Annotated in this window: 24 protein-coding genes and 1 riboswitch; of the genes, 8 read left to right on the forward strand and 16 right to left on the reverse strand. The window is 33.6% G+C overall.

The window, feature by feature from the left end:
- Positions 1–155: 155 nt before the first annotated feature.
- Together ptsP and NST60_RS02520 are read right to left on the reverse strand one after the other, a co-directional pair.
- Positions 156–1874, reverse strand: coding sequence for a phosphoenolpyruvate--protein phosphotransferase (gene ptsP, locus NST60_RS02515; RefSeq protein ID WP_016200928.1), 1719 nt, complete (start codon positions 1872–1874; stop codon positions 156–158).
- Positions 1874–2140 (reverse strand): phosphocarrier protein HPr, encoded by a 267-nt coding sequence (locus NST60_RS02520; protein WP_016200927.1) that lies wholly within the window; start codon positions 2138–2140, stop codon positions 1874–1876. Before NST60_RS02520 ends, ptsP begins: the two co-directional genes overlap by 1 nt.
- A gap of 742 nt (positions 2141–2882) precedes the next feature.
- Between NST60_RS02520 and NST60_RS02525 the strand changes: the two genes are divergently transcribed.
- Positions 2883–3251, forward strand: coding sequence for a PilZ domain-containing protein (locus NST60_RS02525; RefSeq protein ID WP_016200926.1), 369 nt, complete (start codon positions 2883–2885; stop codon positions 3249–3251).
- Positions 3252–3342: 91 nt separating this feature from the next.
- On the opposite strand, the gene NST60_RS02530 is transcribed toward NST60_RS02525, so the two are convergent.
- Positions 3343–3537 (reverse strand): hypothetical protein, encoded by a 195-nt coding sequence (locus tag NST60_RS02530; RefSeq protein ID WP_169188321.1) that lies wholly within the window; start codon positions 3535–3537, stop codon positions 3343–3345.
- A gap of 402 nt (positions 3538–3939) precedes the next feature.
- Complete coding sequence (locus NST60_RS02535; protein ID WP_169187985.1) at positions 3940–5055, reverse strand: IS4 family transposase; 1116 nt, start codon at positions 5053–5055, stop codon at positions 3940–3942.
- Between the two features lie 387 nt (positions 5056–5442).
- Here NST60_RS02535 and NST60_RS02540 point away from each other — a divergent pair, with 387 nt between their 5' ends.
- The gene (locus NST60_RS02540) at positions 5443–5616 is read left to right on the forward strand and encodes a YkvS family protein (protein ID WP_065429081.1); all 174 of its coding nucleotides are present in this window, start codon (positions 5443–5445) and stop codon (positions 5614–5616) included.
- Between the two features lie 99 nt (positions 5617–5715).
- Here NST60_RS02540 and NST60_RS02545 read toward each other — a convergent pair whose 3' ends face one another.
- Complete coding sequence (locus NST60_RS02545; RefSeq protein WP_412758704.1) at positions 5716–5829, reverse strand: DUF6254 family protein; 114 nt, start codon at positions 5827–5829, stop codon at positions 5716–5718.
- A 201-nt stretch (positions 5830–6030) separates the two neighbouring features.
- Positions 6031–6114, forward strand: a riboswitch (glycine riboswitch).
- Positions 6115–6251: 137 nt separating this feature from the next.
- On the opposite strand from NST60_RS02545, the gene NST60_RS02550 reads away from it, so the two are divergent.
- Positions 6252–6530: an ACT domain-containing protein gene (locus NST60_RS02550; RefSeq protein ID WP_016200923.1), complete on the forward strand. Its 279-nt coding sequence runs from the start codon at positions 6252–6254 to the stop codon at positions 6528–6530.
- An 18-nt stretch (positions 6531–6548) separates the two neighbouring features.
- Complete coding sequence (locus tag NST60_RS02555; protein WP_016200922.1) at positions 6549–7910, forward strand: PFL family protein; 1362 nt, start codon at positions 6549–6551, stop codon at positions 7908–7910.
- 234 nt (positions 7911–8144) lie between these two features.
- Here NST60_RS02555 and NST60_RS02560 read toward each other — a convergent pair whose 3' ends face one another.
- Positions 8145–9176 (reverse strand): YkvI family membrane protein, encoded by a 1032-nt coding sequence (locus tag NST60_RS02560; protein WP_169188320.1) that lies wholly within the window; start codon positions 9174–9176, stop codon positions 8145–8147.
- Between the two features lie 233 nt (positions 9177–9409).
- On the opposite strand from NST60_RS02560, the gene NST60_RS02565 reads away from it, so the two are divergent.
- Positions 9410–11572, forward strand: coding sequence for an ATP-dependent Clp protease ATP-binding subunit (locus tag NST60_RS02565; RefSeq protein WP_169188319.1), 2163 nt, complete (start codon positions 9410–9412; stop codon positions 11570–11572).
- Between the two features lie 130 nt (positions 11573–11702).
- Here NST60_RS02565 and tnpA read toward each other — a convergent pair whose 3' ends face one another.
- From tnpA to NST60_RS02580, 3 genes are all read right to left on the reverse strand, one after another.
- Positions 11703–12188: an IS200/IS605 family transposase gene (tnpA, locus tag NST60_RS02570; RefSeq protein ID WP_061800923.1), complete on the reverse strand. Its 486-nt coding sequence runs from the start codon at positions 12186–12188 to the stop codon at positions 11703–11705.
- Positions 12189–12373: 185 nt separating this feature from the next.
- Positions 12374–14068 (reverse strand): M3 family oligoendopeptidase, encoded by a 1695-nt coding sequence (locus NST60_RS02575; protein WP_169188318.1) that lies wholly within the window; start codon positions 14066–14068, stop codon positions 12374–12376.
- A 157-nt stretch (positions 14069–14225) separates the two neighbouring features.
- On the reverse strand, positions 14226–14666 hold the full coding sequence (locus NST60_RS02580) for a MarR family winged helix-turn-helix transcriptional regulator (RefSeq protein WP_101730097.1): 441 nt from the start codon (positions 14664–14666) through the stop codon (positions 14226–14228).
- Positions 14667–14945: 279 nt separating this feature from the next.
- Between NST60_RS02580 and NST60_RS02585 the strand changes: the two genes are divergently transcribed.
- Positions 14946–16460, forward strand: a complete 1515-nt coding sequence (locus tag NST60_RS02585) for an ATP-binding protein (protein WP_341098091.1) — start codon at positions 14946–14948, stop codon at positions 16458–16460.
- A 238-nt stretch (positions 16461–16698) separates the two neighbouring features.
- On the opposite strand, the gene NST60_RS02590 is transcribed toward NST60_RS02585, so the two are convergent.
- Together NST60_RS02590 and NST60_RS02595 are read right to left on the reverse strand one after the other, a co-directional pair.
- On the reverse strand, positions 16699–16968 hold the full coding sequence (locus NST60_RS02590) for an aspartyl-phosphate phosphatase Spo0E family protein (protein WP_016200916.1): 270 nt from the start codon (positions 16966–16968) through the stop codon (positions 16699–16701).
- 375 nt (positions 16969–17343) lie between these two features.
- On the reverse strand, positions 17344–18519 hold the full coding sequence (locus tag NST60_RS02595) for a pyridoxal phosphate-dependent aminotransferase (protein ID WP_169188316.1): 1176 nt from the start codon (positions 18517–18519) through the stop codon (positions 17344–17346).
- A gap of 211 nt (positions 18520–18730) precedes the next feature.
- Here NST60_RS02595 and NST60_RS02600 point away from each other — a divergent pair, with 211 nt between their 5' ends.
- On the forward strand, positions 18731–19516 hold the full coding sequence (locus NST60_RS02600) for a carbon-nitrogen family hydrolase (RefSeq protein ID WP_101730099.1): 786 nt from the start codon (positions 18731–18733) through the stop codon (positions 19514–19516).
- A gap of 509 nt (positions 19517–20025) precedes the next feature.
- Here the strand turns inward: NST60_RS02600 and NST60_RS02605 are convergent.
- Together NST60_RS02605 and NST60_RS02610 are read right to left on the reverse strand one after the other, a co-directional pair.
- Positions 20026–20598: a DUF2087 domain-containing protein gene (locus NST60_RS02605; RefSeq protein ID WP_016200913.1), complete on the reverse strand. Its 573-nt coding sequence runs from the start codon at positions 20596–20598 to the stop codon at positions 20026–20028.
- 271 nt (positions 20599–20869) lie between these two features.
- Positions 20870–22744 (reverse strand): ATP-binding protein, encoded by a 1875-nt coding sequence (locus NST60_RS02610; RefSeq protein ID WP_101730100.1) that lies wholly within the window; start codon positions 22742–22744, stop codon positions 20870–20872.
- A 393-nt stretch (positions 22745–23137) separates the two neighbouring features.
- Here NST60_RS02610 and NST60_RS02615 point away from each other — a divergent pair, with 393 nt between their 5' ends.
- Positions 23138–24163 carry an acyltransferase family protein gene (locus NST60_RS02615; RefSeq protein ID WP_169188315.1) on the forward strand — a complete coding sequence of 342 codons (1026 nt, stop codon included), beginning with the start codon at positions 23138–23140 and terminating at the stop codon, positions 24161–24163.
- A gap of 44 nt (positions 24164–24207) precedes the next feature.
- Here NST60_RS02615 and NST60_RS02620 read toward each other — a convergent pair whose 3' ends face one another.
- The 3 genes from NST60_RS02620 to NST60_RS02630 form a co-directional block, all read right to left on the reverse strand.
- Entirely contained in the window at positions 24208–24354 is a 147-nt protein-coding gene (locus NST60_RS02620) for a hypothetical protein (RefSeq protein ID WP_169188314.1), read from the reverse strand.
- A 1-nt stretch (position 24355) separates the two neighbouring features.
- Entirely contained in the window at positions 24356–24514 is a 159-nt protein-coding gene (locus NST60_RS02625) for a hypothetical protein (RefSeq protein ID WP_016200909.1), read from the reverse strand.
- Positions 24515–24905: 391 nt separating this feature from the next.
- Positions 24906–26261: a TrkH family potassium uptake protein gene (locus NST60_RS02630; RefSeq protein ID WP_101730102.1), complete on the reverse strand. Its 1356-nt coding sequence runs from the start codon at positions 26259–26261 to the stop codon at positions 24906–24908.
- Positions 26262–26422: the final 161 nt, after the last annotated feature.

Raw genomic sequence — 26422 nt, forward strand, 5'->3', positions numbered from 1 at the left:
TAACCAGGTTTTTTATCATACACAACAAAAAAACTGACTAGAATCATCTAGTCAGTTCAAATAAGGGGAAAATGAGAATAGCGTTAAGCTAACTTGTAAAAAGAGCTTATGCTATTTTTATTTATACCCACTATTTTAAAGGATAAACCTCTTTTTTATGAAAGTTTTGCAGCAGCCTTTACTGCTTCCATAACTTCTTCAGTTGTAGACATTTGTAGTGCTTTTTCCGCTAATTCTTCCATTTCTGCTTTAGAAAGATTTAGAATTTGCGATCTAGCTTTTAAGATAGATGTAGCACTCATCGAGAATTCATCTAAGCCTAATCCTAATAATAAAGGAATTGCTGTTTCATCTCCTGCCATCTCTCCACACATACCTGCCCATTTTCCTTCTTTATGCGCTGCATCAATAACCATTTTAACAAGACGTAAAATAGAAGGATTGTATGGTTGATAAAGGTAAGATACGCGTTCGTTCATACGATCTGCAGCCATTGTGTATTGAATCAAGTCATTTGTTCCAATACTGAAGAAGTCAACTTCTTTAGCAAACTGATCTGCAAGCACCGCTGTAGAAGGAATTTCTACCATAATACCTAGCTCAATTTTTTCCGCAACTTTAACGCCTTCCGAAGTTAAGTTAGCTTTCTCTTCTTCTAAAAGAGCTTTAGCTGCACGGAATTCATTTAGAGTAGCAATCATTGGGAACATGATTTTTAGATTTCCATATGAGCTTGCACGTAACAACGCTCTTAATTGCGTACGGAAAATATCTTGCTCCTCTAAGCAAAGACGAATAGCACGGAAACCTAAGAACGGATTCATTTCCTTTGGAAGATCTAAATATGGTAATTCTTTATCTCCACCAATATCTAATGTACGTACAACAACTGGCTTTCCTTTCATTCCTTCAAGGACAGCTTTGTATGACTCAAATTGCTCATCTTCTGTAGGAAGTTGGTCTCTGCCCATGTATAAGAATTCTGTGCGATATAAACCAACTGCTTCTGCACCATTATTAGTTACACCCTCTAAATCGTTTGGTGTACCTATATTTGCTGCTAGTTCCACATGAACACCGTCTGAACTTACTGTTTGTTCATTCACTAGTTTTGCCCATTCTGCTTTTTGTTGCTCATATTGTTCAGCAGTCTGCTTATAGCTTTCCACTACTTCGGGTGTTGGATTAATATGGATTTCTCCCTTTAATCCATCAACAATTACTAAATCGCCATTATTAATTTCTTCTGTCGCTTTTTTTGTACCAACAACAGCAGGAATTTCCAAAGAACGAGCCATAATTGCTGAGTGAGATGTTCTACCACCAATATCAGTTGTGAAGCCTTTAACAAATTGACGGTTAAGTTGTGCAGTATCAGATGGTGTTAAGTCCTCTGCTACTACGATTACTTCTTCTGAAATCATACTTGGGTTTACCAAATGTACACCTAAAAGATGAGACATTACACGTTTAGTCACGTCACGAATATCTGCTGCTCTTTCTTGCATATATTCATTATCCATTGATTCAAACATTGTAATAAACATGTCTGTAGTTTCTTTTAATGCGAATTCAGCATTGACTAGGTCTGTTTTAATTTTATCTTCAATAGGTGCAATTAATTCTGGATCACTTAATACTAATAAATGCGCTTCAAAAATCGCAGCTTTATCCGCACCAAGCTCTTTATTAGCTTTTTCACGGATAGCTTCTAATTCTGACTTTGCTTTTGATAAAGCTTCTTGAAAACGAGAAATTTCATTTTCTGCATTTTCTACGCTAGTCTTTTCAAAAGAAAGGTCTGGTTCCACTAAACGATAAGCTTTTGCAATGGCTATTCCACTAGATGCAGCAATTCCTTGTAAAAAACTCATTATTCTGCTAAACCTTCTTTATTTAAAGTTTCTTGTAATCCATTAATTGCTTCTTGCTCATCATTACCTTCAGCAATAATTTTAATATCAGCACCTTGAGCAATACCTAATGACATTACACCCATAATTGATTTAAGATTAACTTTTTTCTCTTTATATTCTAATTGAATATCTGAATCGAACTTGCTAGCAGCTTGTACTAAAAGAGTTGCTGGTCTTGCATGAATTCCTGTATCTGCAATAACTTTAAATTGTTTTTCTACCATAATAAAATCATTCTCCTTTATCGATTAAGTTATTAAGATGTTAACAATAAGCTAAACTTTTCAAACTTAAACAACCTTTAATATAAACCAACAATTGTTTATCATAAATAATATATAATTTATATATTACAATTGTAAACCGAAAGCTATGTATTTTGTCGAAAAAATTAATTGTCTATGTACACAAACTTCCTTTACAACCATTTATAGCATCTTCTAAAAAGATGAAAACATGTAAAAATCATGTTTAAAATAGGCAGGTAATTTAAGTTTTTGAAAAAGACATCTCAAATGAAAGAATAGCATTTCTTTCTTGCATAGACAATCAAAATTTACTAAACGACAAAAAATAGTTAACTTTATGGGGAAATTTAGTGAATTTTATCGTATTTTACTGTTATTTCCTGTTTTATAAATTCCCAAAGTAGTTAACTTTTATACAGTTAACTGTTATGGTCACTTCTCATTCGAATACCTAATTATTGTAACAATTCCGTCAAAGATTAGAATAGAAACCAATTGGACAACGAAAAATATATTGCATTATTTAGTTAAACAAGCTTAAATATTATTAAAACTTTTAAGTATAAATTTCCAGTTATTAAGTCCAATACTTCTTTTATGTCGAAATATTTTTGTCTGAATTATCGCCATTAACAACGCCTATAATGAATCCCTAAATCCTAATGATTGAAAACAACAAAAAGATTTAACAGGATAATAGATAAAAGTGAGGGAATTTATGAGATACAAACGAAATGAAGCTTTTCGCTACCAATTAAATGATTCTATAGAAGCTGTACTAACATTAAAAATTGATGCAGATACACTCTCTAGTAAAGGACATGTCCTAATAGATAACATAAGTCCTAATGGTCTAAGATTTCGTTCCGCATATGACTTACCAGTTGGTGATACACGTTTACTCCTGCAACTTCAATTTACTTTAAATGAAAACGAAATAATGATGCCTGGTCATATTACTTGGAAGAAAAAAATGGGAAATCAATTTGAATATGGATATGAAGGAACGGGAGACAATAATGCTAAACAGAAGATAATTAGCGGTCTTAAGGAACTTTCTCGAATGGAGAACAAAGAGCAGGAGTAAAAAATAATCATCATACACCAATTTTAAAACCTCGCCTCCTATCTGAAGTATTCACTTAGATAGGAGGCGAGGTTTTAAGTAAATTCTTCACTTAACTTCTTGGTTCATCCATGTATTTATAAGTAACATCTCCACCAATTTCTGCTATACCTTTATAATGCTTAAAGTCTTCCCTTTTAACTAATTCAGTTCGAAACGTGAGGAAGTCCTCTTTTTTCACACGATAGCTTTCTATTTCTCTTTTCATTAATTGGTCTAATATTTCCTCTGCCAATTCTTTATTCATTCCACTCACCTATTTTCCTTTCCATCATTTTTTGTCCATATTTTAAGTGATTCTTTTATTTAAAGCAAAGAATTCTACCTATTTCCTTTTTCTATTACTATTTTTTGATATTATTATGTATAATTCTACTAATTATGTTATAATATCATCTAATATCAGAAAAGTGTAAGCATTTTAATGATCGCAGATAATCGGAAAATAGTTTATTCTGTAAATATATTTCTTGCACCCCTTTCTTTTTTATATTAAAAATCACTAGTGTTGCATAAATAGTGTCATAATTTTCAGTTTACTCACCTTCCCTGTTTAGAGGCAAAAAAGTAAATACCCAATCAAAGGTGGCCCCATCCATTTGGAAATTTATTTACAATTAGACTTTTGCAACGACGACAATTTGCATATTTAAGGGATGGCTTTTCCTTCAATCTTTCGAAGCCAAACATTCGCTGGTTTCCACAATGCAGCCCTTAGATAACGGCTAATCTGTAAGGTTTTTCGCTTGCTTCTGGTCTCGATTTGCACGAGAACATGTAGGCAAAAAACAATTAGTGCGATAAATACTTGATTTTGAATCGCCCATTCGCTTTGACCGTAGAACTTTTTGATGCTGAGATGTTGTTTGATCCATTTAAAAAACAGCTCAATTGCCCACCGTGATTTATACATTTCTGAAATTTCTTCGGCGCTTAAATCAAAACGATTTGTAATTAAATGAAGTTCATTTCCTTTTGAGTCCATCACTTTTAGAAGCCGAAAGTAATTTTCAGCACGGTTTTGAGTCGTACCTATCAACACCATTTGGTCTGATAAAACAGCTGTATCCTTGGGTAGCTTAAAATCGTAAACGTTCCGTATGACTGCATTTTTGCGTAGCCGTGAAAGAAAGAAGTAGCCATCATCAGTCATGCGATCAAAGCGCTCGTAGTCTAGATAACCACGGTCAAACACATACATGCATTCCTTGTCATCCACCATGATTTCAAGCTGACCACGGTCATGTTCTTTTGCCGTTGTCATAACGGCCTTTTCAGGATAGGATATACCCTTTTCCATAAACACAAGGCGCAAATGTAACTTTACACCTGCTTTTGTTTTGCGGAATTTAGCCCATTTATGATTGGTCAAATTAAGTGGCAATGTGCTTGAATCAATGATTTTTAACGGCATCACGAGTTTCGTGTAATGCGTTTTGGCATGAATTTGTGACACTAAATCAAGGAAAAGCCTTTGAAATAGATCAGGGTTTATGCCGTTTAACCGCCGTGACAACTGAGAAATACTAATAGAATCAAGGTCTATCCCTTTTTGAAGCTGGTCATCGAAAAGACAATCACCCAGCGCATGCAGACTTTCAATTTCTTGTAGCTGCGCAAAAAGTAGTAATTTTAGAAATGACTCTGTCGTTAATTTTTTCGTATAGTAATCTAATTTCATCGTTTTCACGTTTTCTTCAAATAATTGAAGATTTATAGGTGAAAACCATTGTCCAAATGAAGTTTTTCGTGTAATCTTGTCCATGTGATGGTCCTTTTTTAGTGGATTTGGACGGGTTACCACCTGACTAATCCATTATAAAGGACTTTTTCTTTGCGCAAAATAATAATATTGAACATTTTGAGTATTTTTAATAGTGAATTTAAATTAATGCAACACTAGTGATTAAAAATACATAATTTTCGTTTAGCGGCATTCCCCTTCATTTCCTTTTGAGAAGCGGAAATAACTTTAAAATAACAAACCAACTAAAACCTATTTCAAAAAAGTAAATGATACACATTTTATTTGCAGTTTCATAGTATATATATAATAAGATTACTATACTGCTATTTTTACGAATAAGTTCTAAATAGTGCAAACTATAATCAGAATTTATATAAAATTTGGAATGATGAGGAGAGATTGTGAGTGAAAAGAGCCGAGGTTGGAAATATTATTGAATTCAGAGGATTACAAGGAATCGTGGAAAAAGTAAATGAAAATTCAGTTATTGTAGATTTAACTTATATGAACAACTACCGCGATCTTGAACTAGAGCAAAGAACCGTTGTTAACCATAAAAATTATCGCATCATTAAATAAATGTTAAACATACAAAAAGAAGTCACATGAGGATTTACTCCTTTTATTGACTTCTTTTTTGTATGCGCTTTATCGATATCATATATTATAAGGAAGAAACTATTCCTCCGCTAATTCTTTTTTCGTTTTTACTTTTCCATGCGGCTTTTGTTTTTGCTTACGTACAGTCCATTCTCTTTCTTTTTCTCTTTGTGCTTTTGACAATTTTATCACCTCCATCCTTTCCATTTTATAATAAACAGTATTTTATTTTTTATCCTATCCTTTTAAACATTTGACTGATCGTTTCATCTAACATTTATTAACTCACCATGGACAAATATTCTGTTGACCACATGAAAAAAAACTGTTAACATCACATTATATTTCTTAAATAATTCGCATGCTATGAATGTTATGGATCAAACTATAACAGGAGCAGCTTCTGGAGAGACCGTTTCCTATAAGAAACGGCACCGAAGGATTCACAATCTCAGGTAAAAGGACAGAAGGTTAACCAATACATACTTATGATGTCCTGGTTCTTCTTACCCTTTGAAACAGATTGGTGTATCCAATCTGTTTTTTTGTATACATTTTAGTGAAGTTAATTATTTAAGAACCGTAACTAAATTAGGAAAACATGAGGTGAAATAATGGTTCAACAGCGTCGTGCAGTCGTTAGTGTAGTCGGAAAAGATCAAATTGGCATTATCAGTAGGGTTACTACCATTCTTTCTAATAATCACATCAATATTCTAGATATCAGTCAAACCATTCTTCAAGATTTTTTTACAATGATGATGTTAGTAGATATTACGGAAAAAGAAAACTTAGATACCTTAACAAAACAGTTTGATGAATTAAGTGAACAGCTTCATTTAAAAATAAATATCCAATTAGAAGACATTTTTCAATCCATGCATCGTGTCTAAGGAAAGTAGGTCTGTATAATGAAAATTGCATTAAATGAAATGATGGAAACGATCAACATGGTACAAATGGAGAACCTTGATATTCGTACTGTGACGATGGGAATCAGTTTATATGATTGCGCAGATTCAGATTTTCAAAAATTAAATGAATCTGTTTATAAAAAAATCACTACATATGCAAGCAAATTAACAGCAGTAGCAAAAGCTGTAGAAAAAGAATATGGAATTCCTATTATTAATAAGCGTATTTCTATTACTCCAATAGCTGAAATTCTCGGAAATAGTACGGTAGAACAAGCAGTTACTTTAGCAAAAACACTCGATAAAGCAGCAAAAGATTTAAATGTAGATTTTATTGGAGGTTACTCCGCTTTAGTTCATAAAGGTATTTCGAAAGGTGACCAAACATTATTAGACGCCCTTCCAGAAGCTCTTTCCGTCACAGAACGAGTATGTGCATCTGTATCTGTTGCTACGACTAGAACAGGAATTAATATGGATGCTGTAAAACAAATGGGAGAAATCATCAAAAAGGCAGCAGAAAATACGAAGGATCAAAATGGTTTAGCCTGTGCTAAGCTAGTTGTCTTCTGTAATCCCGTTGAAGATAACCCATTTATGGCTGGTGCCTTCCATGGTGCTGGAGAAGGTGAGGTAGTCATAAATGTAGGTGTTAGTGGGCCTGGGGTTGTTTTAAGCGCATTGAAAAAATATCCTGATGCAGATTTGGGCGAAGTATCTGAAATCATCAAAAAGACAACCTTTAAGATTACTCGCGCTGGTGAATTAATCGGTCGTGTTGTTGCTGAACGTTTAAACGTTCCATTCGGTATCATGGATCTTTCCCTTGCTCCGACAAATGCAATTAATGATAGTGTAGCAGAAATATTAGAAGAAATTGGATTAGAGCGTGTGGGAACACATGGTACAATCGCTGCGCTAGCTTTAATGAACGACGCTGTAAAAAAAGGTGGTGCCATGGCAAGTAGCTATGTTGGTGGATTAAGTGGTGCTTTCATTCCAGTAAGCGAAGATAATGGAATGATTAAAGGCATTCTAGACAATAGCTTAACTCTTTCCAAATTAGAAGCAATGACTTGTGTATGCTCTGTTGGACTTGATATGATTGCACTTACTGGAGATGCTACAGCTGCTACCTTATCAGCGATAATTGCAGATGAAGCAGCAATCGGGATGATTAATAAGAAGACAACAGCAGTCCGTGTCATTCCTGTTCCTGGTAAAAAAGAAGGAGAAATTGTAGAATTTGGCGGACTATTAGGTCGAGCACCTGTAATGGGGGTTAACCCATTTAGCTCAGCTAAACTTATTGACCGTGGTGGACGTATCCCTTCCCCACTTCAGGCGTTAATTAACTAGCCGGAAAGAAAACCACCATCAGTGTGGTTTTTTCCTCTTCCCCACTGATGGTTAGTTGCACTTATCGGACCTTGACGGCAGAGTTTCTATACCTACTTCCCTCGATTTTCTGCAGCTTGTGGTTTGTGGGTTTGGCTCTTACTTCCCGTTAAAAGTGAGATAAGTAATACTAGACAAATAAGTATCCCTGTTCTTTAAGATACAGTCAGGGATACTTATTTGTCTTTACTAATATTATTTGGGAATTGGTTTTATCCATAAGAACAATAAAAACACTAAGCTTATATAACCAAATATGGGATATAAAAAAGACAATAAAGTACCATACTGTACAAAACTAATTAGATAAGACACCGTGATAATTCCCCCAATTAAAACCATACTCGGTAAAGGAATAAAGCTACGCATCTGCCTTTCTAACCCATAAATATTTCCAATTACAGAACTAAATATTTCTCCATAAATTACTAAAATATAAACCCATGAAAGCTGCGGAGCTAAATTTTTCATAATGACTGCCATCGGAATAGAATAAAGAGAAACATCCCCAAGCATAATCAGAGAAAAATGACTGGAAATTAGAATCACCATCAAAGCAATCCCACCTAAAATGCCTCCCCATTTAGCTACTTCTTCATCCCCTATTTCAGAGGCAGCAGGTACTAACACCGCAATGGCTAACGCTAAGTTTAAGGCAGTATACGAAAATGGAGAACTAAGTGTTTTCCAAGTAATTGGCTCCATTTGAAAAATCTCTCCCAAAAAGCCTGGCAATGAAACAGAAAGAAAAAAGAGAATAAAACTAAAACTAATCATAATTGGAACAACAAAAGTGTTTACTGCAAATAGACCTTTTGTTCCAACCATCATTACAATTAAGGAAAGTCCAATAGTAAAAATAACTCCAACTGTTTTATTTAAACCGAGCTGCTCCTCAAATACGGCTCCAGCTCCTGAAAACATGACTGCACAAACTCCTATTAGCATAAGTAATAATAGAAAGTTAATAATCGTTCCTACCAAATTGCCAAATAAATAGATGGTAAATTCTTGATAAGAAGAAGCCTTTATTCTGACAGAAATGCGCATTAACTTCGCCCCAAAATACGCAAAAATAAATCCACTTAAAAGGATTCCTAGCAGACCGATAAATCCATATTGTGAAAAAAAGACTACTATTTCTCTTCCTGTTGCAAAACCAGCACCAACAACAGTACCTACATAAACTGCTGCAAGCTGAATTGCTGCACTCCATTTATTTTTCACATTTTTCCCTCCCTACATCAACTATATGTGGAAATGGACAAACAATGACGAGCTTTTTACCAATTAAAAAATAAATTTTAAGTGAGACATTTTGTACCAATTAAGCACACTTGTTTTCCAAAAAAAACCACAAATATTTTTAAGCAAAAAACTTGAAAGTCAAAAATGGTCAAAGTATAATCATACTTACAAAAGGTCAATATTAGTCAAATTCAAAAGGAGGATATTTATTTATGAAATGTGAAATTTGCCAACAAAACAGTGCGACAATCAGTCTACGATTTGTTTTAAACAATATGGAAAGTACAATGAATCTTTGTCACGCTTGCTATCAAAAAGAAAAGCACAAAATTGCAGCACAAAGCGGCCAAATGTTTTTCCAACCTTCCCCTTTTGATGAGTTATTTCAATCATTTAACCAATCAAATCCACTAGGGGGAGCTAATGCTGCAAAAGAAGCTCCTTTTACTTCTAATAATAAAAAGTCTGGCATTCTCGATAAACACGGGAAAAACTTAAACCAAATGGCTAACGCTGGTTTGATAGACCCTGTTATCGGCAGAGAAAATGAGATTGAACGTATAATCGAAATTTTAAATAGAAGAAATAAAAATAATCCGGTTTTAATTGGGGAACCTGGTGTCGGAAAAACAGCGATAGCAGAAGGATTAGCGCTTAAAATTATAGAAGGTAAGGTACCAAAAAAATTACAAAATAAAGAAATTTACTTGTTAGATGTGGCTTCTCTTGTTTCAAACACAGGGATTCGCGGCCAATTTGAAGAAAAAATGAAACAAGTAATCCAAGAAGTACAAGCTAGAAAAAATGTTATTGTCTTTATAGATGAAATTCACCAGCTAGTTGGGGCAGGATCTGCCGAAGGATCAATGGATGCAGGCAATATTCTAAAACCAGCGTTAGCGCGTGGGGAACTGCATATTATCGGAGCAACTACCATTAAGGAATATCGTCAAATCGAAAAAGATGCAGCATTGGAGCGAAGATTCCAGCCAGTACAAGTAAGTGAGCCTTCTGTTGAAGCAACCCTTTCTATTTTGAACGGCATTAAGGATAAATATGAGAAGTTCCATGAAGTTACCTACACAGAGGATGCAATCAAAGCATGTGCCGAACTATCTCATCGTTATATTCAAGATCGCTTCTTACCAGATAAGGCAATTGACTTAATGGATGAAGCTGGTTCTAAAATGAATCTTTCTTCTAATTATCAAAATACAGATGCAATTGAAAATCGCCTTGCAATGATAGCTAGTGAAAAAGAACAAGCATTAAAAGAAGAAAATTATGAATTAGCTGCAGAATTACGCAAAGAAGAACAGCAGCTTGAAAAAGCCTTAAATGAACCTAATAAAGACGACAAACCGATAGTAGACGCAACTCTTATCCAACAATTAATCGAAAAGAAAACAGGTATTCCTGTTGGGAAATTACAGGAAGATGAACAGCAAAAGATGAAGTATTTAAGCGAGCGTTTAGCTGCAAAAGTAATTGGACAAGACGAAGCTGTCCGAAAAGTGGGTAAAGCCATTAAACGTAGTAGAGCTGGACTTAAATCGAAAACTAGACCAATCGGTAGCTTCCTATTCGTCGGTCCTACTGGAGTTGGGAAAACAGAGCTTACAAAAACACTTGCAGAAGAATTATTCGGCAGCAAAGAAAGTATGATTCGCCTAGACATGAGTGAATATATGGAAAAACATAGTATTAGTAAAATCATTGGTTCTCCTCCAGGATATGTCGGACACGAAGAAGCAGGACAGTTAACGGAAAAAGTTAGAAGAAATCCATACAGCATTATCTTGCTAGATGAAATCGAGAAAGCTCATCCTGATATTCAATCTATTTTCCTGCAAATTTTGGAAGATGGACGTTTAACAGATAGCCAAGGTCGTACTGTAAGCTTCAAAGATTCTGTCATTATTATGACAAGTAACGCTAGTGTCGCTCATAAGCATAAAGTAGTTGGTTTTGGACAAAATGATGCAATGGAAGAAAGTAATCTATTGCAAACATTGGGAAACTTTTTCAAACCAGAATTCCTTAACCGCTTTGATGCAATTATCGAGTTTACAACATTAGAAAAAGAACACTTACTTCGTATTACCGACTTATTATTAGAAGAACTTGCTCAAAACTTGGAAGAACAAAACATTACTTTACAAGTTGATGATTCTGCTAAAGAAAAAATCGTGGAACTTGGAACACATCCAAGCTTCGGTGCTCGTCCATTAAGAAGAGTAATCCAAGAACATTTAGAGGATCAACTAGCAGATGTTATTTTGGAAGATCCAACTGTAAAAGAATTAGTAGCAGTTCTAGAAGATGGACAAATTACGATAAAATCAGTTCAAGCCCAATCTATCTCTAATAAATAAGGACCACCCGTGAGAACGGGTGGTTTTCTCTGCGGCTGAAAGCCTTTGTTACTGACCAAACCCTAAAGGGCTACTGAAAGGTTCGCCAATTGTACTACTTCTACTGGCCAGACCTCAAAGGCCTTCTCTCCTAATTTTTTCGTTTCTTTTTCTTCACTTCTTCCCCTGTAAATGGATCAATATATTCCATAATCGTTAATTGTTCTGCGACTAGATCATCTTGTATTTGATTACGGATATATTCTTCAATTACCTTCTTGTTTCTTCCTACCGTATCTACATAATATCCTGTACACCAAAATTTTCGATTTCCATACTTATATTTCAGTTGTGCATGTCTATCAAATATCATCAAGCTACTTTTTCCTTTTAGATATCCTACGAATGCTGATACACTTAATTTTGGCGGAATACTCACTAACATATGTACGTGGTCCTTACACGCAGTTGCTTCTATTATCTCTACGCCTTTCCTCTCACACAAGGTACGTAAGATTTGCCCAATATCTTTCTTTATTTTCCCGTAAATTATTTGTCTTCTATATTTTGGTGCAAATACTATGTGATACTTACAATTCCAAGTTGTGTGTGCTAAACTATTATTGTCTTTTGACATAAGGACTTCCTCCTGGCTATTTATTTTCGGTTGGCGAACCAAAAAATATTTTAGCACCACGAGGAAGTTTTTTTAATACCACGCTGTAAGCTTTTTGGAACCCTAGGCATAGCCCAGGGTTTTCTTTTCTATAAGAAATAATCAACAAGAAAAACGTGGGGAAATTATCCCACGTTTTTCTTGTTTTATAAACTGCGATCATCAACAGAGTTTAACCATTCATCAATAACGCCTACAACAGACTCCACACAGCCCTCTTCAAAAGGAGAAATTAAATTAGCTGCTTTAACCAGTTCTGTAAATGGCATACTTCCTCCTAATTCGCAAAGCTTCACATAATCTGCCCAAGCCTCTTCTTGGTTTTCTCTTGAGCGTTTCCAAAATTGAAAAGCACATATTTGCGCTAATGTATAATCAATATAATAGAATGGTGAATTATAAATATGCCCTTGTTTTTGCCAAAAACCGCCATTCTCTAAATACTCATTTCCATCATAATCAAGATGCGGACTATATTTTTTCTCAATATTTCTCCATGCTTGCTTTCTTTCTTTTGGAGTAGCAGTTGGATTTTCATATACCCAATGTTGGAATTCATCTACTGATACACCATATGGAAGGAATAATAACGCTGAACTTAAATGCGAAAACTTATACTTCTCTACGTCTTCTTTGAAGAATAATTCCATCCATGGCCATGTAAAGAATTCCATACTCATGGAATGAATTTCAGCCGCTTCATACGTTGGCCAATAATATTCTGGAATATCAAAGCTTCCACTCGAATAAACCTGGAATGCATGACCAGCTTCATGTGTTAAAACATCAATATCACCTGATGTTCCATTAAAGTTTGAAAAAATAAATGGTGCCTTATAATTTTCAATGAAAGTACAGTATCCACCGCCAGCTTTCCCTTTTTTAGCGACTAAATCCATTAATTCAGTTTCTCTCAAGTAAGAGAAAAAAGCCCCTGTTTCTTTTGATAGTTCATTGTACATCTTTTGACCATTTTCAACAATCCATGCTGGATCTCCTTTAGGAGTTGCATTTCCAGTTAAAAATTCTAATGGCTCATCATAAAACTTTAAGGAATCTACACCTATTCTCTCTTTTTGTCTTTCTTTTAATTTGGTTGCAAGTGGGACGATATGTTCCTCCACTTGTTTTCTAAAAGCTGCAACCAATTCTGCGTTATAATCTGTTCGATACATACGATAGTAACCCAGCTCAACGAAATTTTGATACCCTAGCTTACTAGCAATTTCTGTACGGATCTTTACCATATCATCATATATTCTATCTAGCTGCTCTTCATTTTCACGAAAAAAAGCGAAACGTGCTTCACTTGCAGCCTTTCTTGTTTCCCGGTCTTTTGACTCTGTAAATGGCTGTAGTTGTGCAAGCGTTCTTTCTTCACCATCAAACAGAATCTTTGCAGAGGCAACAAGCTTAGTATATTCTGTCGATAGTTTATTTTCTTTCTGAAGCAGTTCTACTACATCTTCAGAGAATACTTTTAATTGTGCTTCTGCCAACGCAAACAATTGTTTGCCCCATTTTTCTTCTAATTGCTCTTTAAATTTTGATTGGACAAGTGCTTGATAATATTTAGTAATAAGACCTTCTACTTTAGGTGAAACTTCATCGATATAATCTTGTTCTTGTTGATAAAATTCATCATTTGTATCAACAGAATGGCGAATATAACATAAATTAAACATAGTTGAAATATCATTTCTTAGCTCGTTTATTTTTTCAATCGCTGTAATTTGCTGCTGAACATGTTCTGATTGATGAAAATCAACTAATATTTCATTTATTTTGGTTGTAAATTCCTCTATATCTGGTCTTTTGTATGTAAATTCCGAAAATTTCATTCCGATACCTCCTATATATTACTAAGCTTGCTTTCCTCATTATACATGAAAACCAGTGCGACAAATACAAAAAAGCGAATATTCATAATGGAAGAATTAATTATTTCAAAATAAATCTTTCCCCATAAATAATCGCTTTAATCTAAATTTCTTTGATTTAATTTTTCCCGACAGATAACCCAACTCTCTTTATTAATCCAATAGCTATGTCTTTTTCTTCAGGTGATAATTCAGACATAATTTCGTGAATTCTTTGTTCATGATTTGGGAAAATGCCTTCAATCAGCCGTTTACCTTTATCTGTAATTTGAGCAAATGTAACTCGTCTATCTGTTGGACAAGCAACTCTTTTCAAATAGCCCTTTTCTTCTAATTTATCAACAACATAAGTGATACTTCCACTTGCTAACAAAATCTTTCCGCCAATTTGCTGTAGTGGTTGATCCCCTTTATGGTATAACAATTCTAACACGGCAAACTCTGTTGGGTTCAAGCCGTTTGCCGTAATTAATTTATTTACATTTTCATTTATAGCGCGATAAGCTCGCGACATTACAATATATAATTTTAGTGATTGATCAATATCTTTTTTTGCCATCTATAAACTTCCCTTATTAGTATAATACATATCTCGAATTAAAATAAATTATATTATTCCCCATCGCTTTTGTCAATTTCCAGATAGAATCCATCTTATTTTTAGGCTGTTTTTCTCAATAAGAAAAACAATTAGTTGGAAAAATAGAGCAGCCAGAATACACGTAGACTCCTTCTGGCTTCGGGTATAGCAACAAACTTTACGAAAACAGTCTATTTTTAATGGGTAGCTTCCCTTGATTGAGCTTTCCCTTTTTCATGTTATAATTAAGTTTATATAATGGCATTACTTTATGGAGAATCTATTGATGAAAATAAATACAAAAAAAAGCTTTTATATTTTGCAATTGTCATCGTTCCTATCATTATTACGAGTATTCTATTTTTTAACTATCAAATAAACAAAGAAGAGACAAAAAATAAGACTCACGCAGAATGGGTAGCTTCCATACACCAAAGACAATGGGACTCTTATATAAACAAAATTGTTTCTTCTTTAAATATTCTAAGCCTTTCGATTCAAACAAACATCGATTCACCAGAAGAAATAGATCAATTACTAAGAAAAATATTTACGAATGAGCGGATTTATGGTGGTTTATTCTTGCTTGATAACAACGGAAAAACGATCGCTGGTGTCAATGATACATATGACTCCATTGATATTTCTGATGAGGATTATATAGTAGAAGTTGTTAATTCGAAAGATTTAGTAATCTCAAATAAAGAAGAGGTATTAAGTAACGGCCAGAAGGTTATCGGTATTGCAATGCCTATTGTAAATCAACATAATCGTTTAGACTCAATTATAACCGCTTATCTCCGTGTTGATTATTTAATAAATATAACGAAAATGCTATCTTCTGAAGAGAATATTGCGATTATGAATGATCAAAAGGAACGTATCCTTTATATAAATGAGGGTGCGACTATCGGTGAAAATGTTATTAGTACACCGATTGACCGCCTGCCTTGGACCATTGTTGTCGAATTAGCAGAACCGAATATATGGAACATTGTAAAATCGAAAATATGGATACTTCTTTTCTTTATAGTAATCTTCCATCTATTTTATATGGTTATAGTCCTCTACTACCAGAGAAAAACAAGAGAAGAAGAAGCAAAACAGAATGAAATTCAAAAATTAGAGCTAGTTGGCAATTTAGCTGCAAGTTCTGCTCATGAAATTAGGAATCCTCTAACAGGAATTAAAGGATTAATCCAACTATTAAGTGAGAAATACCAAGACCAACAAGATCAGCTTTATTTTTCTATAATCCAAAAGGAAATAATGCGAATAAACGAAATTGTAAGCCAATTCCTTATTTTAGGAAAACCAACCGCACAAATAAAAGACAAAATGAATATAAAATCGATTATTGCAGAACTTAATCCATTAATTATTTCTGAGGCAAATTTATATAATGTTAAATATATAGAAAAAATTCCAGAACAAGATATATACATCCTCGGGATTGCCGATCAAATGAAACAAGTGCTACTAAATCTAACAAAAAATGCACTTGAAGCAATGGAAAATGGTGGTCAGCTAGAACTTTCTGTCCAACGTATTCATTCAAACGTCATGATTACAATCATCGATAATGGAATTGGGATGTCCAGCCAACAGTTAAAGAAAATTTTTGAGCCATTCCATACTTCGAAGGAAACAGGCACTGGCCTAGGACTCGTTGTATGTAAAAGAATTATTGAATCATTCAATGGTGAAATTCATATATCCAGTAGAGAAAAGAAAGGAACAAAAGTAAATATCATCTTACCTATAATGGAATGATAGCTTGTCTTTACGCTTCTTGCATAATAAATGCATTCATCTTCTGATTATTCTCCAAAAAATGGAGGCTAAAAAGCTTATGAACAAGAGAAGCGTATTTTTTTATCAAAATAGTGGATATAATATTGTGTGGAAAACGGGGTGCTTAAATATTTTATTATAGAAGGGCATTGATTTAGATGAAATATTATTAAGGTAATTCCTGCCATTACCCTTCACCGTAATTTAGTTTTTATATTTATCTATATGCAACCTCGGAATAATTTTTCCGTTTATATCGATTAGCATTAGACCAAAATATTCGAGTATTTTTAAATTGTCGTTTTATTTGTTTCCTTTTTTCACTTTCGTAGCGAAATACAAGCTGATATTCATAGATTAGTTCATCTAATTCTTGACTTAATCTGATTGTCTCCTCATCGATTGTTCCGCGTTCTTTCGCTGTTTTAATCATTACCTCCCTCTTATCTTGAATTTCAAATAATAATTCTGTCTTCTTACAATACACCTTGCTTCCTCCTAATCAAATTCCAATACTTACAAACAATTCATTATTGTTTACTTGATGAATTATTACAATAAAACAAATAAAAGTAAATAGATTCGCAATATTAGACATTTTTTTGAATCAAAATAGGTAATTAGACTCACTAAACCTTGATAACCATACTGTTTTTCGACAAGAACAATGATGAAAACAGTCGAAAAACACATCACAATCAAGTAAGCGCTTTCATATTAGTTATATTAACCTATTAGTTACTGTATATATGAAAGAAAATTCCACTCCCATGATTTTTCTACTTATTCTAGTGTTAAGAGCGAAAAATAATAAGGATTGAACAGAGTTAGAAATCCATTCAATCCTTTTATCTAGAAGCAATTAATTAAAAATCGGAAGCTCTTTTAATCTGTCAATTGCCTCTTGTAATCTATCTTCTTCTGTTAATAGACCTATTCGAACATAGCCTTCACCAAATTGACCAAATCCTGAGCCTGGAGCCATTGCAATATGGACTGTCTCTAATAAATAATCACTAAACTCCTGTGAGGTAAATCCATCTGGTACTTTTAGCCAAGCAAAGAATGAACCTTCCGGGGCATTGACTTTCCATCCGATTTCATTGAGTCCTTTTATTAATACATTTCGTCTTCGTTCATAAAGCTCATTCATCTCTCTAACACAATTTTGAGAGTCAGTTAATGCTGTATAGGCAGCTTCTTGTATTGCGCCAAATAGACTTACATATAAATGGTCTTGATAAAGATTGATAGCAGAAACGACACTACTATTTCCAACCGCAAATGCAACTCTCCAGCCAGCCATGTTAAAAGTCTTGGATAAAGTATAAATTTCGACACCAATATCCTTTGCTCCCTCTAGCTGTAAAAAGCTAAGAGGTTTTTTCTGATCGAAACCAATCGCTCCATATGCAAAATCATGAACAACGCATATATCATGTTGTTTACTTAAAGAAATCGTTTCAGCAAAGAATTCTTTTGTGGCAATTGCTCCTGTTGGATTGTTGGGATAATTTAAGAACATTAATTTTGCTTTCTCTAATTCATGTTCTTCTATCTCCTTATAATTTGGTAAAAAATTATTCTCTTCTCGTAATGGCATCATAACAGTCTCAGCTTTTGCTAAAGCAATCCCAGATAGATAGTCGGGATAACCAGGGTCTGGAACCATCACTGTTTCACCTGGATTTAGTAAACAAACTGGTATCTCTACTAAACCAGCCTTTCCGCCAAATAAAATAGCAACCTCTGATTCAGGATCTAAATCAACATCGTATTCTTTTTTGTAAAATTGAGAAACAGCCTTCTTTAAATGAGAGTATCCTCTAAACGGTGAATACTTATGATTAGTCGGTTGTTCTGCTGCAACTTGCAAACTTTTAATAATGTGAGAAGGTGTTGGTTGATCTGGATTACCTTGGCCTAAATTAATCACATCATGCCCTTTTTCGATATAGCTATTAACTTTTGTAACTAATGAAGCAAAAAATTGTTCTGGTAAATTTTTCAATAACTGAGATTGTTCATATTTCTTCATGTACACACACCTTCTTAAGCGTTAAAAATATTCCAATTACTTTAAACATGGATGAATCAGACACAAAGAAAGACAGTTCCATGTTGGATTTAAATAAATAATCGTTTAATAATTCGCTTTTTTATGATATAACGAAATTAATATAATAATTGGATTTTTTGTTGTTTATCATTATAACGGAAATCATGGAAGATGAATAGAGGTGTAAGATTTGAAATTTAGAATTAGACTAATTCAGATGGATATCGCATTTGGGAAGCCTGAAGATAATTTTAAACAAGTAGAAGAAAAAATAGCAGCTGCTTGCAAAGAAAATTGTGATATTATTGTTCTGCCTGAGCTATGGTCAACTGGCTATGACTTAACAAGACTTCTTGCTATTGCTGATAAACACGCAAAAAGTACGATCTCCTTTTTAAAAGAATTAGCTCTGAAACATCAAGTCCATATTGTTGGTGGATCTATTGCAAATAATAAAGGAAACGGCATCTATAATTCCCTTATTGTTATAGATAAATCTGGCGAAGTTATTCATGAATATGATAAGCTTCACCTTTTTCAGCTAATGGATGAACATTTATACTTAAAAAGTGGGACATCAAGTGGACTATTTTCTTTAGAGAACAGTACCTTTGCAAGTATGATTTGCTACGATATCCGTTTTCCTGAATGGATAAGAGCTCATACAACAAAAGGAGCAGAGGCAATCTTTGTTGTTGCAGAATGGCCAAAGCCCAGACTAGCACATTGGAAAAGTTTATTGATTGCTCGTGCCATTGAAAATCAATGCTATGTCATCGCTTGTAATCGTGTTGGAGCAGACCCTGATAATATCTTTGCAGGACATAGTATGGTAATAGATCCATGGGGAGAAATCGTTGCAGAAGCTGGTGAAATAGAAGAAATTCTATCTGCTGCGATTGATTTAGAAAAAGTTACAGAGGTTCGCAAAACAATTCCGATTTTTGCTGATCGAAAACCAGAATATTATCAATGATTTTAATAGCAGTATATAAAGCTGGGACATAAGTATTTTCAACCAAATAACCCCGAACGATTATACGTACATGCTAAGTGAAAAGTTCGTATAATTGTTTGGGGTTTTATTCATTTAAGAAAGACGGTTTGTAGTGATCACCCGCAGACTGAATACACTTCGCTTTCCATGGGGCGAGCGCCAAGCCTTCTCGTTCCTGCGAGGTCTTGGACTTTCTCGCAGCTCCCATAGGAGTCTACTTGTATTCAGGCTGCTTTGTATTTCCTACTCATTATATTTTCTTTAAAAAAATGATGGAACGAAATAACCTTTAAAAACGGAGTGAAATGGAGCGGAGGACACTCAACTCCTGCGGGAAGTAGAGCAAAACCTAAGACCCCATAGGCTTAGGTTGCTCCCCGGCGCATAGAGTGTCTGTAGCATAATGGAACGAGTTGGTTTCGCTACTAAATGAGAGATTGTTCGTCTTTATCTATTATATATTTTGTTCTGTCCCAGCTTCTCTCTTTTTACTTCGCCCACATTTCCTCAGGATTAAGTTCATATATATTATTTTCTCTATACATAAAATGATTGATGATAAACTCTCGTCTAATTGTTGCATAGTCGTCGAAATATTGTTTTATATATTCATTTATTTCTTTTTCTTCATATTTTCTGCCAAATTCTATCCCCTTCAGCATGTATTTAAAGACGACTAACTTCTTCTTTCTCTGAGAAGGAATATTTTTAAGCCGACCTTCTTTCGTAAAGAAGTTTTCCACAATTTTTGCTTGTTCCTCATTGGTAACTGCCATAACACTCTCCTCCATTCCTATTGCTAGATTTCTTAAGGAATCTGTTTGTTGTAAAATAACTGATTTGTTTAAGAAAAAATAAATCGTATTCTTATCTCTTCTTTCATAAACTACATTTATTTCCCGCATTTTTTTTAAATGATGGGTAATAGTTGGTGCTGATAAACCTAGTTTTTCTGCTAATGCTTGGCCATTCCATGGTTTATTTGCTAATAAGGAGATAATTCTTACTCTTGTTGGATCTCCCATCATTTTATGAAAAGCAACCAACTTGTCTAATTGCATATATCCACCTACTTTGATTAATATCTAATTAGATATTAATCAAAGTAGGTGGGCGAGTCAAGATAAATTTTGAAATTTTATTAGCGTACGTGATACTTTTTTCTTCAATACTAATTTCTTTCAAAAATTTTCCACTTCAGGTTAATAGTGTGGTGATAACGGACTGCAAACAAAAAAGGGCCCAAGTAAGCCCATTCTTTTTAACCAATACCTATTACTTTTTTCTATTAAAAAACCCTCTTTAAATCAAGGGCTAAAAATAATGATTCCTTTAGTCCACTGATTCCCGCCTTATAGGGAGATGAATATGAAAAATCGTCCCTATTCCTAGTTCAGAATCAACTATTACTTTTCCTTGATGGTCTTCAATTATTTGATAGGATACGAGTAACCCTAAGCCAGTCCCTTTGTCTTTCGTAGTATAAAAGGGCTCTCCGATTCTCGCTAGTTTTTCTTTACTCATCCCCTCTCCATTATCACGAATTGCTATATGAAAGCAATCCTCTTTACATTCAATAGATATTGCTATTTCACCGCCATCTTCTAATACTTCGATTGCATTTTTAATAATATTTATAAATACCTGTTTCAGTTGATTCGGTTCACAATAAATTGTCGGAAGTTCTTCGCTATACATTTTTGTAATTTGAACATTTTGTAATACTGCTTGGGCATGAAGTAATTCAATGGTATCATTCATAATTTGTCTTACATCGCGTTTAACATATTGGACAGCTTGTGGTTTTGCGAGTAATAAAAATTCATTAATAATAGATTCTATCCTCGTTAACTCGGATTTTATTACAGAAAAATACATTTCATTTTCCTGTGAAGCGACCCCATCTTCTAATAATTGTATAAATCCCTTTAACGCTGTCATTGGATTGCGAATTTCATGGGCTATTCCCGCTGCCAATTCTCCTACAACATTTAACGTAGATGACTTCCTGAGCTGTTCTTCTAAAACGGCATTTTCAGTAATATCACGTAATGTAGTTATACTTAATCCTGAATAGATATTAAATTTATTTCGATATTCAAACTGAGTATACTCTCGATTATCAAGAAATTTCACCGTATAAAGGCCTTGATTTTGTCCATCTTTTTTCAGCTTTAATAACTTCGGTTTTATATCTTCCCCTATCGTTTTAGCAGAAGGCAAATATGATAATAAATTTGAACCGATTAAACTCTCTTTGTTTTCATTAAGCAAACGTTCGGCTGCTTTATTCATATCAATTATTGTATAGTTCTGATCCCAAAGAATTATCCCATCAAACACTTCTTCAAAAATATTTTCAAACATTACCTTGCTTTCTCTTAGTTCCTCTTCCATTTTATAACGCTCCGTAACATTACGGAAAATACTCATATTTAACCCTTCTACCGAATGAAGCTTTGTTGTAAATTCTAATATTTTTTTCTGTCCATTTGGCATCAAAAACATTAATTCTTCCCGATTTGATTTCTTATAGTATAAGCTCATAACCATCTCTGCATAGCGAGAATCCTTTTTATAAATAAAATCACTAATTTTTGATTTCAATAGTTTTTCTTCAGAACTTTCAAAAATTTTAAGCGCTGATGAATTTGCTGCAATAATTTGCCCTGTTTCTTTCCATAAAACAATACCATCAAGCGCCTCTGTAAAAAAATCATTGTAAAGTTTGCGAGTCTCTTCTTTTTCTCTTTCCTTTTCAAATTTCTCCGTTATCTTTCCGATTATTGTAAAGAAACCCAATTTATTAGGCAATTGGCTAGTCTGCGTTTCAAAATAATGTTTTCGACCATGAATAGTTAATGGTAAAACATTTCGAATTAGACCTGATTTGGTTTTTATATGATTAAGATGGTCCCTTATCATAGAACGGTCTTCCTGTTGCAGAAAATGTGTTATGTTCCTATTAACCACTTGATTTATATTCACGTTAAAGTAATCACAAAGACATGTATTAATATCTCGAATGACCCCATTATCATCAAAAATAATTAATCCTACATTTATAGTTTGGAAAGCAATTATTCTCCTATCCCATATTCGATTCTGTTCTTCTAGTTTTTTCTTTAGAAGTGTATTTTCTTTTTCCACTTCATTCAGCTTCATTTGTAATTGTCGATATTCTTCTGAATAGGATATACTATCCATTTATTTGGATACCCCCTTTTCAAACGTAGTGTTTACATTATTCTACATTATTCTTGAATTTCCTTTCCTTCTGAAAAAATAATGGAATTTGCAAAAATAGTATTACTGCATTATCTTCATTCGAAACAAATATCCTGCCAAAAACTATTTGTCTTTTTCTTCCTTTCCCTCCTATCATTTCAGTGATTTCCAAAAAAATTTAAACAAATTTAAAGGTGTACCTGTTATTATAAATAAGATTTTTTGTTTCAACTTTTTTCGTGTACATTTCATTTTTGTAATAAACAGAAGTTATTTAGTTAACAGATCAACTACATGGGATTAAAACTAGTGAATTTGTGTTATATATAGTTAGTGAAATAGATGATATTTCATTCATGAAAGGATGAGTTTATGAAACAGCGGGATTACTACTTTGATAATGCAAAATTTCTTTTGATTTTTTTCGTTGTCTTCGGTCATTTTATCCAATCATTTATAAATGACAATCAAAATATTTATACATTATATAAGGTAATATATACTTTCCATATGCCAGCATTTATTCTTATTTCCGGATTTTTTGCAAAAGGAATAGCGGAAAAGGGTTATATAAAGAAATATGCAAAAAAACTAATCATTCCCTATCTTATCTTTCAGCTTGTATACAGCATTTTTTATTATTTTCTTTATGGAAAGTCGACTTTTGCGATTGAGCCTTTGACTCCCCATTGGTCCTTATGGTTCTTAATCAGTTTGTTTTTTTGGAACATCTTTTTACTAGCATATGTTAAATTAAAACCGTTACACGGAATTATACTATCCCTTCTATTGGGATTAGCTATTGGAATGGTCGACTGGACGTCAAGTTATTTAAGCTTAACGCGAACATTTGTCTTCTTTCCTTTATTCTTAATAGGTTTTTATATGAAAAAAGAGCATTTCGATTTTGTAAAAACAAGAAAAGCCACAATAAGTGCTATGATAATTTTCGCTCTTGTTTTTATCGGATTCCATTTATTCCCATCTATTAATTATCAATGGTTATTTGGCTCAAAATCATATGAAGCATTAGGGGAAGGTTACTTGATTGGAATGGCTATTCGGTTATTTTTTTATGTATTAAGCTTTCTGATGATTTTCTGTTTTTTCGCTTGCGTGCCTAAAAAGGAGTATTTTTTTACTAAATTCGGTAAATCTACGTTATATGTATATTTATTACATGGTTTCTTTATCCGTCTCTTTAGACAAAGTGATTTACCAGATATTTTTGAATCACCACAATCGTATGCCATGATTGTAATTGTGTCATTCTTTATTACCATATTACTTTCAAGTAATATCATCATTTCGTTAACACAGCCAATAATTGAATTAAGAAGCTCAAAATTCAAAAAACTTTGCGCGAGAGTACATCAATCCGTACAAACAAATCGATAATTTAGGTTCCCATCAGCAAACCAAATATACTGATGGGAATTTTTTTATTTCTTTTTACTTGCTCCCTTTACTTTATCCTTCGTCAACCCGCCTGTATCATAAAATTTACTTGCATTAATATCGCCAAATTCTTGGCCAAATTCTACATTTGAAGTTTCTGCCTGTTTACGATCCTTTACTTTTTTTACCATTTTATTGTCCCTCTCTTCCATGCTTTGAATTTCTATTAGCACCTTTAATTGGGTTTTCTCCCCTGCTAAATTCAGCAGAAAATTCTGTTTCCTGCCTATTTTTCTTCGGTGTTTTACTATATTTCTCAACACTATTGAATTCAGCCTTCCGCTTAGCCATTTTTATCACCTTTCCTTTCACTATTACATTTTTATTATCCTCACGCTAAAAAAAGATATGCTTCCCTACTTTTGTAAAAAACAAAAAATGGAGTGTGTTAACAGACACAACTCCATCAGACTGTAGACAAACTCCTGAATTTTAGATATAGAGGTTTGTCTATATTATATTTATTAGTCCCTTTGAATAGGGATGTTGCTTTCCGTGGGGCTCGCGCTGAGCCGCTTCGGCTTTTAGCCTGCAGGGTCTCAGACTGTCTCGCTAATCCCACAGGAGTCTCACCCCTTCCACTCCAAGCAACGCATGAAAATTCCATTTAAGTTTCTAAAAATCTGTTTGTCGACAAACTGATCGAGTGAGTCAACAAACACAACTCCATTACTTCATTTGATTACCCAATAATAATTCGTTCTTTTGGATAATGGAAATTATCTTTTTTCTCTTTTCCACCAATTATATAGATGAAAGAAGTTAAGCCAATTCTTCCAATGAACATTAGCAGCATAATGACACACTTACCAAAACTAGATAATTCTGGTGTCAACCCTAATGAGAGCCCGGTTGTTCCGAAAGCGGAACAAACTTCGAAAAGGATAGCAATAAGGGGAGCTTTCTCTGATATTGACAAGGCAATAACAGCGATAAGACAAATTCCAGTCGCAAATATCGTTACAACCAATGATTTAATAATATCTTCTTCATGAATTTCTCTTTTAAATATTTTTATATGACGATTGCCATTAGCATAATGATAAATAAATAAAATATTCAATGCAAAAGTTGTCGTTCTAATCCCTCCACCAACTGAACTTGGGGAAGCACCAATAAACATAAGGAAACAAAATATTAGCAAGGTTGGCATAGAGAACTCGTTTAATTCCATTGTTGCTAACCCCCCACTTCGCGTCGAGGTGGAATGAAAAAACGCATTAAAGAATATTTGATGCCAGCTCATTCCAGCATAATAATTTCCCCATTCTAATACAATAATCATGATTGTTCCGAATAGTAAAAGGAAAACAAAAGTAATAGTTGTTAACTTTGTAAATAAAGAAAACTTTAGATGCATATTTCCAGCTTTCGGAAAAAGATAATTTTTCACTTCTATTAGTACAGGGAATCCAATTGCTCCTAATGTAATAAGGATAATATTAACTAGCTGTACAAAATAATCATCCTTAAATGGAGTAAGAGATTGCCCCGTTAAATCCAATCCACCATTAGTAGTGGCACTAACAGCGGCAAAGGTTCCTTGTAAAAATGATTCTGTCCAATTAGGATAATAATTATGGAATTGCAAAGTAAGTATAATAGCACCTAAAATTTCAATGATAAGAATGATTTTGAAAATCTCTCTAATTAAATTAACAAGACCTGATAAATTAGACTGATTGTGATCAATCATAATTAATTGTCTTTCTCTTAATCCTATCTTCCTGCGAAAAATCATCCAAAAAAATGTACCTATTGCCATTACACCAATTCCGCCAAATTGTAAAACAAGCATTAATATTATGATACCAAAAGTACTATATGTTTCAGCGATATTAATTACAGTTAGTCCCGTTACACTTACTGCAGTAACCGCAGTAAATAACGTATCCATAAATGAAACCGTTACTCCGGCTTTATGTACCCCTGGTAAACTTAACAATAAAACAGAAATGCTAACTGCTAAAATATAATAGCTAGTAATCATTTGCGCAGGAGTTAGGTTTTGTAGGACTAACTTAAGTTTCTTGCCCATTAAAAAACAATTCCTTTCTTCAAAGCTACATAATAAAGCGTTTTTTATTATGCCTTTTTTTATATATGAATAATTACCAGTATAAGTTATCTATCCCTGCCCATACAACCAAATATTTTAATGTTTATGTATCTTTTAAATCATAGTAGCTAATATATAGG

The organism is Niallia sp. FSL W8-1348 (assembly GCF_038006745.1).
Taxonomy (GTDB): domain Bacteria; phylum Bacillota; class Bacilli; order Bacillales; family Cytobacillaceae; genus Niallia; species Niallia alba.